Raw genomic sequence first — 13,357 nt, 5'->3', positions numbered from 1 at the left:
AGCTTGCGGCTTGAAGCTTCGCCGCTTGCAGCTGCTTTATTGCGGGTTAGCGCGCGTACTCGACAGCAAGGACTTGAGGTTGGCCGCCTTAGGCTTCACCAGCCAGAAGCGGCGCAGGTAGTCATCCAGGTTTTCCCAGAGATTACGGCCCCATTCGCTATCCGTCTCGGTCACGTATTCGGCAAGGACGCGCTCCAGGTGGCTGCGATAGGCTTCCATCGCTTCGCCGCTGATGCGCTGGATCTCGACCAGTTCGTGGTTGACCCGGTCAACGAAGGTGTTGTCCTGGTCGAGCACGTAGGCGAAACCGCCGGTCATGCCAGAGCCGAAGTTGTAACCCGTTTTGCCCAGAACGCAGACGAAACCGCCGGTCATGTACTCGCAGCAGTGATCGCCCGTGCCTTCCACAACGGTGTGGGCACCCGAGTTACGCACGGCGAAACGCTCGCCTGCCGTACCCGCTGCAAACAGCTTGCCACCGGTGGCGCCGTATAGGCAGGTGTTGCCGATGATGGCGCTGTCCTGGGTTTTGAACGGGCTGCCTTTCGGCGGCACGATCACCAGCTTGCCAGCGGTCATGCCTTTGCCGACGTAGTCGTTGGCGTCGCCTTCCAGGTACATGTTCAGGCCACCGGCGTTCCATACGCCGAAGCTCTGACCGGCAGTGCCCTTGAAGCGGAAGGTCACCGGGGCGTCTTTCATGCCCTGGTTGCCGTACAGCTTGGCGATTTCACCGGAGATGCGAGCACCGATGGAGCGGTCGCAGTTGCAGATGTCGAGTTCGTACTCGCCGCCGGCTTTGGACTCGATGGCCGATTTGGCCAGCTCCACCATTTTCTCGGCCAGCAGGCCCTTGTCGAACGGCGGGTTGCGGTCCACGAGGCTGAACTGAGGCTTGTCTGCGGGGATGTGATCGCTGCCCAGCAGAGGCGTCAGGTCCAAATGCTGCTGCTTGGCGGTTTCGCCCGGCAGGATGTCCAGCAGGTCGGTACGGCCGATCAGCTCTTCCAGCGAACGCACGCCCAACTTGGCCAGCCACTCGCGGGTTTCTTCCGCCACGTAGGTGAAGAAGTTGATCACCATGTCGACGGTGCCGATGTAGTGATCCTTGCGCAGCTTGTCGTTCTGAGTCGCGACGCCGGTGGCGCAGTTGTTCAGGTGGCAGATACGCAGGTATTTGCAGCCCAGCGCGATCATCGGCGCCGTACCGAAGCCGAAGCTCTCAGCGCCGAGGATTGCGGCCTTGATCACGTCCAGACCGGTTTTCAGACCACCGTCGGTCTGCACCCGGACCTTGCCGCGCAAGTCGTTGCCGCGCAGGGTCTGGTGGGTTTCGGCCAGGCCGATTTCCCACGGCGCGCCCGCGTATTTGATCGACGACAGCGGCGATGCACCGGTACCGCCGTCGTAACCGGAAATGGTGATCAGGTCGGCATAGGCCTTGGCCACACCGGCGGCGATGGTGCCAACGCCCGCTTCTGCCACCAGCTTGACCGAGACCAGCGCCGATGGGTTGACCTGCTTGAGGTCGAAAATCAGCTGCGACAAGTCTTCAATCGAGTAGATGTCATGGTGCGGCGGCGGCGAGATCAGGGTCACGCCTGGGACTGCATAACGCAGCTTGGCAATAAGACCGTTGACCTTGCCACCCGGCAGTTGACCGCCCTCGCCCGGCTTGGCGCCTTGAGCGACTTTGATCTGCAACACGTCAGCGTTGACCAGGTACTCAGGGGTCACGCCGAAACGACCCGTTGCGATCTGCTTGATCTTGGAGCTGCGGATGGTGCCGTAGCGCGCCGGGTCTTCGCCGCCTTCGCCGGAGTTGGAGCGTGCGCCCAGACGGTTCATCGCCTCGGCCAGCGCTTCGTGAGCCTCAGGCGACAGTGCGCCCAGCGAGATGCCCGCCGAGTCGAATCGCTTGAGGATCGCTTCCAGCGGCTCGATGTCGTCAATCGACAGCGGTGTGTCGAGTTCCTTGACCTTGAACAGGTCGCGGATCATCGACACCGGACGGTTGTCGACCAGCGCGGTGTATTCCTTGAATTTGCTGTAGTCGCCCTGCTGCACGGCGGCTTGCAACGTCGCCACCACATCAGGGTTGTAGGCGTGGTATTCGCCGCCGTAGACGAACTTCAGCAGACCGCCTTGCTGGATCGGCTTGCGCGGACTCCAGGCTTCACCGGCCAGTGCTTTCTGCTCGTCTTCGATATCAACAAAACGCGCGCCTTTGATGCGGCTTGGGACGCCACGGAAACTCAGGTCGCAGACTTCCTCGGACAGGCCGATGGCTTCGAACAGTTGCGCGCCACGATACGACGCGATGGTCGAGATGCCCATCTTCGACAATATCTTGAGCAGGCCCTTGGTGATGCCTTTGCGGTAATTCTTGAAGACTTCGTACAGATCGCCCAGCACTTCGCCGGTGCGGATCAGGTCGCCCAGCACTTCATAGGCCAGGAACGGATAGACCGCCGACGCACCGAACCCGATCAGCACGGCAAAGTGGTGCGGATCGCGGGCTGTCGCGGTTTCAACCAGGATGTTGCTGTCGCAGCGCAGGCCTTTTTCGGTCAAGCGGTGGTGTACCGCACCGGTGGCCAGCGAGGCGTGGATCGGCAGTTTGCCGGGGGCAATATGGCGGTCGCTCAGAACGATCTGGGTGCGACCGGCGCGCACAGCTTCTTCCGCCTGATCAGCGACGTTGCGCACAGCGGCTTCAAGGCCGGTGGCTTCGTCGTAGTTCAGGTCGATGATGGCGCGGTCGAAGCCAGGGCGATCCAGCGTCATCAGCGAACGCCACTTGGCCGGGGAAATGACCGGCGAGCTGAGGATAACGCGGGACGCATGCTCAGGCGACTCCTGGAAAATGTTGCGCTCAGCACCGAGGCAGACTTCCAGCGACATGACGATGGCTTCACGCAGCGGGTCGATCGGCGGGTTGGTGACCTGCGCGAACTGCTGACGGAAATAGTCGTACGGCGTGCGCACACGGCGGGACAGCACGGCCATTGGCGTGTCGTCGCCCATGGAACCCACGGCTTCCTGGCCCTGCTCGCCCAGCGGACGCAGCACCTGATCACGCTCTTCGAACGTGACCTGGAACATCTTCATGTACTGCTTGAGCTGATCCGGGTTGTAGAACGCCGAACCGTGGTCGTGGTCTTCCAGCGTCGCCTGAATGCGCAGCGCGTTCTTGCGCAGCCATTGCTTGTACGGATGGCGCGACTTCAAACGGCTGTCGATGGCGTCGGTGTCAAGGATCTGACCGGTTTCGGTGTCCACGGCGAAGATCTGGCCCGGACCGACGCGGCCTTTGGCGATGACGTCTTCGGGGGTGTAGTTCCACACGCCGATTTCCGACGCGAGGGTGATGTAGCCGTTCTTGGTGGTGACCCAACGCGCCGGGCGCAAGCCGTTACGGTCGAGCAGGCAGACTGCGTGGCGACCTTCGGTCATCACGATACCGGCCGGGCCGTCCCACGGCTCCATGTGCATGGAGTTGAATTCGTAGAAAGCACGCAGATCCGGGTCCATGGTCTCGACGTTCTGCCACGCTGGCGGCACGAGCATGCGCACGCCACGGAACAGGTCGATCCCGCCAGTCACCATCAGCTCCAGCATGTTATCCATGCTCGAAGAGTCGGAGCCGACGCGGTTGACCAACGGCCCCAGCTCATCGAGGTCCATCAGGTCGTTGGTGAACTTGGTGCGACGGGCCTGAGCCCAGTTGCGGTTACCGGTGATGGTGTTGATCTCGCCGTTGTGGGCGAGGAAGCGGAATGGCTGAGCCAGCGGCCACTTCGGCAGGGTGTTGGTCGAGAAGCGCTGGTGGAACACGCAGATCGCGGTTTGCAGGCGTTCGTCGTTGAGGTCTGGATAGAATGCCGTGAGGTCACGCGGCATCATCAAGCCTTTATAGATGATGGTCTTGTGCGAGAAGCTGCAGATGTAGTGGTCGGTATCAGCGGCGTTGGAGACCGACGAGCGGCGACGCGCAGTGAACAGCTTGATCGCGAATTCCTGATCGCTCAGGCCTTCACCGCCGATGAACACCTGCTCGATTTTCGGCAGACGCTCCAGCGCCAGACGGCCGAGGACCCTGGTGTCGATCGGCACCTGACGCCAACCCACGAGGGTCAGACCGGCCGCAAGGATTTCGCGGTTCATGTTCTCGCGAGCGGCTTCGGCCTTGGCGTCGTTCTGGTTGAGGAACACCATGCCCACGCAATACTGGCGCGGCAGCTCGACACCGAAGTGCTCGTGAGCCACGGCACGCAGGAACGTGTCGGGTTTTTGAATCAACAGACCGCAACCGTCACCGGTCTTGCCGTCGGCGTTGATCCCACCACGGTGGGTCATGCAGGTCAGGGCTTCAATCGCCGTCTGCAACAGATGATGACTGGGCTTGCCCTGCATATGGGCAATCAAGCCGAAGCCGCAGTTATCCTTGAATTCTTCTGGTTGGTACAGACCTGCTTTCATAGACACATTCTCACCAGGCTGCCTCTTATCGAGACAAATTTCTTTTCAATTCAGCCATTTACCATCCACGCCGAACGTACGCCGGCTTTGCGGGAGCAAAAGGGAGGTCATTGTACACACCGACACAAAGCCTCACAAATTTAGCGACGAAATGTCGCAAATTCATGTCGCATTCGTGAAAGGTTTTTATCGATTCTCATGCTAGCCAGAGCTTTGTTGCGAGTCTGACCAAAGAGAGCCCAAAGTTCAATGCGTGTCTGAGACGCAGACACCGCAAGGCGCGCTGCTCATTGTCAGCACGCTCATGCGTTGAAATTGGGGAGCCAAGCGAGCGACCCGGATAAGGTCGCTGCGTCTTCAGCGGGCTGCGGCGAGTTCCTGTTGGATACTGCCGACAGTGCGAGGCCAAGGTTTACCAGCCTGAACCTTCGCTGGCAAGTTCTTGATAGCGGCGAGTGCTGCATTGCGGTCGGCAAAACTGCCGTAGGTGACCACGTACAACGGCTTGCCTTGCAGGGTTTTCTTGAAATAACGGTACTCGGCGCCCTGCTCTTTCACGTAGCTCTGGGCCGTGGCTTCGGAGCTGGTACCGAGGATTTGCACGACGAAATGCGTCGGTGCCTGACCGGCGTACCACGTGCCACCTGCAGAAGCTGGCGCGGCAGCGGCAGGCGCTGCTGGCTTCTCGGCTGGCTTGGGCGCTGGCTTGGCCGTCGCGACCTGCGCAGGCGCTGGAGCGGGCTTGGCAGCGGGCACAGGAGCCGGTGTCGGCTTGGCGGCAGGCGCCGGCGCAGGACGTGGCGTCGGGACCTGGGTTTGCGCCATCTGTGGCGCTGGGCCCGCAGCAGCACCGGCCGGTGGAGCGGTCGTCGTCACAGTCGGCGGCTGCAGCGATTGATTGGCGGCCGGGCCACCGTCTTCGCCATCACCTTCGCCTGACCCCGCGGCTTCGGCCAAAGGACCGCGCATCACCGGCTGCGAGTTACCGACCAACGGTAGCGGCATCGGTTGCGAATTACCGGCGAACTCAATGGCCGGGCCACCGTTGTTCGATTGCTGAGCAGGCGCTTTGCCTTGGCCCAGCGGCAGTTGTGCCTGGGAACTGGCCGGAGCCGTTGGCGCGGTGTTGCGCCCTGGAATCAACCACGCCGCGAGCACTGCCGCGACCACAACCCCACCCAAAGCCAACACGTGTTTCTTAGGCATCTTGAACCCCATACTTGGACGCTTGACCGCAGAGCGGCTGGCGATCATGGCTTCGATCATCGAATCGCGCGCGACCTGGTTGATCGCGCCCGGCCATCCATTGGACTGTTCGTGAATATCGGTGATCTGCTCGGCACTGAACACTTCAATGCCTTGACCGGCGCCTTCGAGGCGTTGAGCCAGATACTCACGGGTTTCTTCTTCGGTGTACGGTGCCAGCTCGATGACGTGAAAACGCTCTTCGTCCGAACCGCTCTCGGCGCACAGCTGATCCAGACGATCAATGATCGAAGCCTCGCCGAACAGGAAGACGTGCGGACGCCCCTCAGGGGTGCCTGCCGCCAATCCCAACAACGCTTCGAGTGCGGATTCGCCCAGTTGTTCGGCATCGTCTACCAACACGTAGACTTCCTGACCGGTCAGGCCCAACTGCACGACCTGCGACAGGATGGACTGCATTTCCGGCTGAGCAACGTTCAGCGCCTGAGCCACCTGACGCAGCACGCCCGACGCATCACCGGCGCCACGGGCGGACACCACAACGCTCTGCACGGACTGTTTGTTAGTGCTGGCGACCAGCGCCTGACGCAGCAGCGTCTTGCCGCTGCCATGTGGGCCGGTGACCAACAGCAGCAACTGGCTGTAGCGGGCCAGGTGGTGCAGTTGACCCAGCACGGGCTTGCGCTGGGCCGGGAAGAACTTGAAGCCCGGGACCCGAGTGGCAAAGGGGTCATGACTCAATTGGTAGTGACCGAGAAAGGCCTCATCGGCGTGCAAGCTAGTCATGGATTTCTCATTAACCTCTAAGCTGATCCACCAAGGCGCGGTAGTCCGCGACCAGTGTGGCCTGTAGTACTTCTCTTGGATATTCGTCGGTCACCACTGCTTCGCCCATCCGGCGCAACAGCACCAGGCGCAAACGACCATCGATCACCTTCTTGTCCACCGCCATGTGCTCAAGGAAATGCTCAGGCGTCATGTCTTCAGGGGGCACCACGGGCAAACCGGCGCGCTGAAACAGACGGATACCACGATCCCGCTCCTGTTCACTGATCCAGCCCAGGCGCGAGGACATCTCCAGCGCCATGACCGTACCGGCTGCCACCGCCTCACCGTGCAACCAGACGCCGTAACCCATTTGGGTTTCGATGGCATGGCCGAAGGTGTGGCCCAGATTCAACGTGGCGCGCACGCCCGACTCTCGCTCATCGGCACCGACCACGGCAGCCTTGGCCGCACAGGAACGCTCGATGGCGGTGGTCAACGTGGCCTGATCCAGACCACGCAGCTTGTCCATATTCTCTTCGAGCCATGTCAGGAACGGCTCGTCACATATCAGACCGTATTTGATGACCTCGGCAAGCCCGGCAGACAGCTCGCGTTCAGGCAGGGTGTTCAGCGAGAGGGTGTCGATCAGCACGGCGTTCGGCTGATAGAACGCGCCAACCATGTTTTTGCCCAGCGGATGGTTGATGCCGGTCTTGCCACCCACGGACGAATCGACCTGCGACAGCAGCGTAGTCGGCACCTGGATGAAGTCCACGCCCCGCTGATAGCACGCGGCAGCAAAACCGGCCATGTCACCAATCACACCGCCACCGAGTGCAATCACGGTGGTGCGGCGGTCATGACGTGCGGTCAGGAGGGCGTCGAAGATGAGCTGCAGGGTTTCCCAGTTCTTGAAGGCCTCGCCATCGGGCAACACGATAGGCAGCACGTTGTAACCGGCCAGCGTCTTGGTCAGGCGCTCAATGTAGAGCGGCGCGACGGTGCTGTTGGAAACGATCGCGACCTGTTTGCCTGCGATGTACGGCGTGAGCAGTTCAGGTTGATCCAACAAGCCTTCGCCAATGTGAATCGGGTAGCTCCGCTCGCCAAGCTCGACCTTAAGTGTCTGCATGTATCCCCACACTCTTTATAACAATTGGATGCCTGTTCGACGCCAGCGCATCGATACGGACCATGGCGCAAGGCCTTTTGGCGACCCTGCTTTTTATGGTCGCCGAGGATAGCGCATTTCCGCCTGCGCTTTAACGGGGAGGAAGCTCGGCCAACAGGGCGAGGATGTCAAGCACCACCATGCGTGGAGGCCGCTCATCGGTTTCAATAATGACGTCGGCAATTTCCCGATAGAACGGATCGCGGATGGCCAATAGCTCGCGCAACACCCGTGCCGGGTCTGCGGTGCGCAGAAGCGGCCGATTGCGATCACGGGACGTACGGCCGACTTGCTGTTCCACGGAAGCGTGCAGATACACCACCCGCCCACCCGCGTGCAGGGCTCGACGGTTTTCTTCACGCATGACCGCGCCGCCACCGGTCGCAAGCACCACGCCATCAAAGGCGCACAGCTCGGCAATCATGGCTTGTTCGCGATCTCGAAAGCCCGCTTCACCCTCCTTGTCGAAGATCCACGGGATATTGGCGCCCGTTCGCAGTTCGATTTCCTTGTCGGAATCCTTGAACGGCAGTCGAAGCTCTTTGGCCAGCAGACGACCGATGGTGCTTTTGCCAGCCCCCATCGGTCCCACAAGTATTAAATTTCGCACAGAATCAACGACTCACAGCAATCGCCTGGTTGTTCATGATACGCGGAGTGAGGAACACCAACAGCTCGGATTTTTTCTCCGAGACAACATCCCGCCGGAAAAGGCGGCCAACATACGGCACATCGCCCAAAAATGGCACCTTATCGACGACTTTATTCTGTGTATTGGAGAACACGCCACCAATCACGATGGTTTCGCCGTCGGCCACCAGCACCTTGGCGTTGACTTCGTTTTTCTTGATCGGCGGTACGCCCAACACGGTGTTCACGTAGTCAGGTTCGTCCTTGGTCACCTTCACTTCCATGATGATGCGGTTGTCCGGGGTGATCTGCGGGGTCACCTCCAGGGACAACGACGCCTCTTTGAACGACACCGACGTCGCACCGCTGGAACTCGCTTCCTGATACGGCACTTCCGTACCCTTCAGAATTTTCGCGGTTTCCTTGTCCGAAGTGACGACCTTGGGTTGCGACACCACCTCACCGTTACCGGTTTTTTCCATGGCGGTCAGTTCAAGGTCGAGAATCGTGTTGTTGGTCAGGAAGCCCAGACCAATCGAAGACGTTGGGTTGGCCACTCCCATGTCCACGTATGGGCCATTGGTGTTACCAGCGCCCGTCACCGTGCCATTGCCGCCTGTGGTGTATTTGCCACCGGTAGTTGAACCACCCCAACGCACGCCCAGCGCCTTGTCGTAGTCGACGTTGGCTTCGACGATGCGCGCCTCGATCATCACCTGACGCACGGGAATGTCCAACTGCGAGACGATACGGCGCAGCTCATCGAGCCGGTCCTGCGTTTGATAGGCGATGATGTTGTTGGTCCGCTCATCGACGGTGATCGAACCGCGCTCGTCGGTCTTCGACTCAGCGCTGGTCACCGACTGGAACAGCTTGGCGATGTCCGCAGCCTTGGCATAGTTCACTTGCAGCAGTTCACGACGCAGCGGTGCCAGCTCGGCAATCTGCTTCAGCGATTCCAGCTCCTGACGTTCACGAGCGGCAATCTCGTCAGCAGGCGCGACCAGCAACACGTTGCCGATCTTGCGCTTGTCCAGGCCTTTGGTCTTGAGCACCAGGTCAAGCGCCTGGTCCCACGGCACGTTTTGCAGACGCAGGGTGATGCCGCCTTGAACGGTGTCACTGGCCACCAGATTGAGATTGGTGAAGTCGGCGATCAATTGCAGCACCGAGCGCACGTCAATGTCCTGGAAGTTCAGCGACAGTTTCTCGCCGGTGTAGACCAGTTTGTCGGCATTGCGGCGAGCGACGTCTTCGTTGGTCAACGGACGCACGCTGATGGTCAGTTTGTTTTCGGTTTGATAGGCCGAGTAATCGAACGCACCGGACGGCTCGATGGAGATGCTCGCCTTGTCGCCGCTCACGCTGGAATTGACGAACTGGACCGGTGTGGCGAAATCCTTCACGTCGAGGCGTACGCGCAACGGATCAGGCAGCTGAGTCTTGGCAAAATCCACACGAATTTTGCCGCCCTGCTCCTGAATGTCCGGCGCAATGCCTGCATCGCTCAGCTCGATCACAACGTTGCCTTCACCCAGTTCGCCGCGCTGGAAATCGACGTTCTTGATCGAGCGTGGGCCCGGCGCGAAGGAACGCGGGGCCGGTTTGGCTTGCGCGGCGCTGGCCGTTGCAGGAGGCACGCTCACGCGCGGCGCGCCTTGGGCGGTACTTGGCTGTGAACCTTGCGCGGCGGCGGCACCTTGACCTACGACGACGAACAGGTTGTTGCCATCCACGCGGGAGCTGTAGGGCGCGAGCGTGGTCAGGTTGATGATTACACGGGTGCGATCCTTGGCTTCGACCACCACGACACTGTGGGCGTTACCCGACCCCAGGTCCCGGCTCTTGATCGCCAGTTGGCTGGTCACGCCGGGCAAATCCAGCGCAATGCGCGCCGGTTGCTCGGTGGTGTAGCCGCGCGGGGCGGCCACAGGGCCGTCGAAGGACAGTTTCAACTCGACCCGATCCCCCGGCAATGCGGCGACATCGAGCGTCTTGAGGTTGGCCGCCTGGAGAATCGGTGAAAGCATCGCCATCCATAGCGACACGCCGATAATCGAAAGAATCCTAGTCATGTTCACATTCCACCACTGTGCAGATCCGAAGGTGTTTCGCTTGCTTGCCGTCTTCATGAGCGTTCTTTCAGGGATATGCTGCGCGGCCGCTCAAGCCACGCCCCCTCTCCATCAGGCACGATTTCGATCACCTGCACTTCGGAGTCGGTGATCGAGACGATCCGGCCATCGTTGCGGCCCAGATAATCGCCCACCTTGACCCGATGAACCCCGCCCGCGCCACGCAGCAACGCGAACGTACCGGTTTCGTTGCTCAACGTGCCGACCATTTCAAAGCCGTCGATGTTGAAGCCTTCCAGGAACTGCTTGACCCGCGTCGGGTCTGGCTGGACCAGATGCGTGCCTTTCTGCCGGGCGATCAGATCGACCTTGATCGGCGGCTGGAACGGGCTGCGCAAACTGGCAGCCGCGTAGGTGAACGCTTCATAAGGCCGAAACTTCGGCATCGGCTCGATATTGCCCACCGGCCGCGCGCGGACCTCGGCCATGAACTGCTTCAAGTCGTCGAAATCACTGGAACTGTCGCAACCTGCCAACCCCATCAGCGCGGCGCCGAGGCACAACCAATGCACGGCCCTCATTTCGCGGGCCCCTTGTTGTCGATGTTCTGAAGTCCCTTGTCGTTATAGCGATAGGTCTTGGCGAGAATGCTCATGCGCAGTTTTCCAGGAGACTTGGGGTCCACCGGTTTGATTTCGAAATCATGCAGCGTCACGATCCGCGGCAGGCTGGCCACGCCGCTGACGAAGGTGGCGAGATCGTGATAAGCGCCAGTGACTGTGATCTGTATCGGCAGCTCGATGTAGAACTGCTGGGCCGCTTCAGGCAGAAGCTTGATCTCTTCGAACTCCAGACCGCTGCCCAGGCCGGTGCGGGTGATGTCTTCCAGCAGGCCCGGGACCTCGGTGTCGCTGGGCAGTTGCCGCAGCAGCGCGCCGAAAGTGTTCTCCATGTCGACCATCTGCGACTTGTAAGCCGGCAGGTTGGCCGCTTGATAAGCCTTGTTGGAGAACTGCTCTCTCAACGCGGTCTCGTCATTGCGTGCCTGGTCCAGCTGGGTCTGCATGTCCTGAATGTAGAAGAAGTAGCCACCGGCCAGCACCAGCACGAGCAACAGGGCGCCCGCGATGGTCTTGACCGCTGCGGGCCAGGAACCGAGGTTATTGATGTCCAGATCGTTGATGTCGATCTTGCGCAGGCTGTCCAGCCATTCATTCATGTTCATGGCTTGACCCCCTTCGCCGGAGTGGTGGGCTCAGCAGGAGGTTGCGTCTGACGCACCGTCAATTGGAAGGCATTGGACTGATCAGCCGATCCCGCCGCGCTGTTCGCCTTCACTTCGGTCAGGCTCGGCGACTCCAGCCAGTCGGACGCTTCAAGGTTACGCAACAGGTCCGAGACGCGGTTGTTGGATTCAGCCGCGCCGGAAATACTGATCAGCTTGTCCGTCATTTTCACTTCGTTGAAATACACCCCGTCCGGCAACGTACGCGCCAGTTGATCGAAGACGCGGCCAATGATCGGCCGGTTGCCTTGCAAGTCCTGAATGATCTTCATCCGCTCCAGCAGCTGCTTGCGACGGGCCTTCAGCTCGCTGATCTCTTTGATTTTTGCATCGAGCTGGACGATTTCGGTCTTGATGAACTGGTTGCGCGCGTTTTGATGACTGATCGCACTGCTCAAATATTGATCAGCCAGGAAAATGGCGCCGACACCGGCTACCAATACGCCGGCCAAGGAAAGCAGAAAGCGTTTCTTGCGCTCTTCGCGCAGCTGTTCCCGCCAGGGAAGTAAGTTGATCCGTGCCATTAATCGAAGCTCCTCAACGCCAGACCGCACGCGATCATCAAAGCCGGGGCGTCACTCGCCAGCGCGCCCGCGTTCACCTTGGCGCTGAGCGCCATGTCGGCAAAAGGGTTGGCGACCATGGTCGGGGTGCCCAGGCGTTCCTGGATCAGACGGTCCAGTCCGGCAATGGATGCCGTCCCGCCTGCCAGCATGATGTAGTCGACACGGTTGTACTGGCCGGCGGCGAAGAAGAACTGCAACGAGCGGGAAACCTGCTGAACCACGGCGTCCTTGAACGGCTGCAGCACTTCCAGCGTGTAGTCGTCCGGCAAGCCGCCCTGCTTCTTCGCAAGCCCGGCTTCGCCGAGGGACAGGCCGTAACGGCGCTGAATTTCTTCAGTGAGCTGACGCCCGCCAAACAGTTGCTCGCGGGTATAAATGATGCGGCCGTTGTGCAGCACGCTGAGGGTGGTCATGGTGGCGCCGATGTCGATGACCGCGACGGTCAGTTGTTCGTGATCCTGACCCAACTGAGCGGACAACAGGCCGAAGGAGCGCTCCAGCGCGTAGGCTTCAACATCGACCACACGCGCGGTCAGGTTGGCCAGCGCCAACGCAGCTTCGCGGACTTCGACGTTTTCCTTGCGGCAGGCAGCGAGCAGCACATCGACACGCTCGGGATTGCGTGCCGAATAGCCTTGCACTTCGAAGTCGATAGCGACTTCTTCAAGCGGATAGGGAATGTATTGGTCGGCTTCGATCTTGAGCTGGTTTTCCATCTCGTCGTCGGAAAGACCGGCATCCATCTCGATGGTCTTGGTAATGACCGCCGAACCCGCCACTGCAACCGCCGCGATTTTGACGTTTGTCTTGGCTTTTACCAACACCCGCGTCAACGCATTGCCGACCCCTTCCAGTTCGGCAATGTTTTTTTCCACCACCGCGTTGGCGGGCAGTGGCTCGACCGCGTAAGACTCGACCTTGTAGCGGGTGCCGGAACGACTCAGTTCAAGGAGTTTCACCGAGGTGGAGCTAATATCGATCCCTAGAAGGGTATTGGCCTTCTTACTGAAGAGTTCGAACACAACCGATTCCCTATGCGTTTCCGTCACTTACGGATATTTTTTTGTCCAACACCACTGTCGGCAGCCTTGACAGTAGCGCAAATAACGCTCGGCGACGAAAAATGCTTATAATGCCCAGCGTTTTTTTCGTGTAGCAAAGCTTCAAGGCGTGT

General features: G+C 60.2%; 9 protein-coding genes. All 9 read right to left on the bottom strand.

Annotated features, from left to right (window positions below):
* Positions 1-36: 36 nt before the first annotated feature.
* A complete protein-coding gene (gene gltB, locus ACWKWE_RS19015; RefSeq protein WP_483851380.1) occupies positions 37-4,482 on the bottom strand; it encodes a glutamate synthase large subunit in 4,446 nt (1,481 codons plus the stop codon).
* 357 nt (positions 4,483-4,839) lie between these two features.
* Positions 4,840-6,474: an AAA family ATPase gene (locus ACWKWE_RS19010; RefSeq protein WP_483851379.1), complete on the bottom strand. Its 1,635-nt coding sequence runs from the start codon at positions 6,472-6,474 to the stop codon at positions 4,840-4,842.
* Positions 6,475-6,484: 10 nt separating this feature from the next.
* Positions 6,485-7,588, bottom strand: coding sequence for a 3-dehydroquinate synthase (gene aroB / locus ACWKWE_RS19005; RefSeq protein WP_166596126.1), 1,104 nt, complete (start codon positions 7,586-7,588; stop codon positions 6,485-6,487).
* Between the two features lie 130 nt (positions 7,589-7,718).
* Complete coding sequence (gene aroK, locus ACWKWE_RS19000) at positions 7,719-8,237, bottom strand: shikimate kinase AroK (RefSeq protein ID WP_110950932.1); 519 nt, start codon at positions 8,235-8,237, stop codon at positions 7,719-7,721.
* Between the two features lie 4 nt (positions 8,238-8,241).
* Positions 8,242-10,332, bottom strand: coding sequence for a type IV pilus secretin PilQ (locus ACWKWE_RS18995; protein WP_166596127.1), 2,091 nt, complete (start codon positions 10,330-10,332; stop codon positions 8,242-8,244).
* 53 nt (positions 10,333-10,385) lie between these two features.
* Positions 10,386-10,913: a type 4a pilus biogenesis lipoprotein PilP gene (gene pilP, locus ACWKWE_RS18990; protein WP_166596128.1), complete on the bottom strand. Its 528-nt coding sequence runs from the start codon at positions 10,911-10,913 to the stop codon at positions 10,386-10,388.
* Complete coding sequence (gene pilO / locus ACWKWE_RS18985; RefSeq protein ID WP_166596129.1) at positions 10,910-11,557, bottom strand: type 4a pilus biogenesis protein PilO; 648 nt, start codon at positions 11,555-11,557, stop codon at positions 10,910-10,912. The genes pilP and pilO overlap by 4 nt, the downstream gene beginning before the upstream one ends.
* Positions 11,554-12,141 carry a PilN domain-containing protein gene (locus ACWKWE_RS18980; RefSeq protein ID WP_166596130.1) on the bottom strand — a complete coding sequence of 196 codons (588 nt, stop codon included), beginning with the start codon at positions 12,139-12,141 and terminating at the stop codon, positions 11,554-11,556. The genes pilO and ACWKWE_RS18980 overlap by 4 nt, the downstream gene beginning before the upstream one ends.
* Positions 12,141-13,205 (bottom strand): type IV pilus assembly protein PilM, encoded by a 1,065-nt coding sequence (locus ACWKWE_RS18975; protein WP_166596131.1) that lies wholly within the window; start codon positions 13,203-13,205, stop codon positions 12,141-12,143. Before ACWKWE_RS18975 ends, ACWKWE_RS18980 begins: the two co-directional genes overlap by 1 nt.
* Positions 13,206-13,357 lie beyond the last annotated feature (152 nt).

The organism is Pseudomonas salicis (assembly GCF_057128705.1).
This window is presented reverse-complemented; position numbering and strand designations above follow the sequence as displayed.

Excerpts from the sequence above, each read along its gene's own strand:
- pilP (WP_166596128.1), bottom strand. The coding sequence starts at position 10,913 with ATGAGGGCCGTGCATTGGTTGTGCCTCGGCGCCGCGCTGATGGGGTTG.
- pilO (WP_166596129.1), bottom strand. The coding sequence starts at position 11,557 with ATGAACATGAATGAATGGCTGGACAGCCTGCGCAAGATCGACATCAAC.
- aroB (WP_166596126.1), bottom strand. The coding sequence starts at position 7,588 with ATGCAGACACTTAAGGTCGAGCTTGGCGAGCGGAGCTACCCGATTCAC.
- gltB (WP_483851380.1), bottom strand. The coding sequence starts at position 4,482 with ATGAAAGCAGGTCTGTACCAACCAGAAGAATTCAAGGATAACTGCGGC.
- ACWKWE_RS18995 (WP_166596127.1), bottom strand. The coding sequence starts at position 10,332 with ATGACTAGGATTCTTTCGATTATCGGCGTGTCGCTATGGATGGCGATG.
- ACWKWE_RS19010 (WP_483851379.1), bottom strand. The coding sequence starts at position 6,474 with ATGACTAGCTTGCACGCCGATGAGGCCTTTCTCGGTCACTACCAATTG.
- ACWKWE_RS18980 (WP_166596130.1), bottom strand. The coding sequence starts at position 12,141 with ATGGCACGGATCAACTTACTTCCCTGGCGGGAACAGCTGCGCGAAGAG.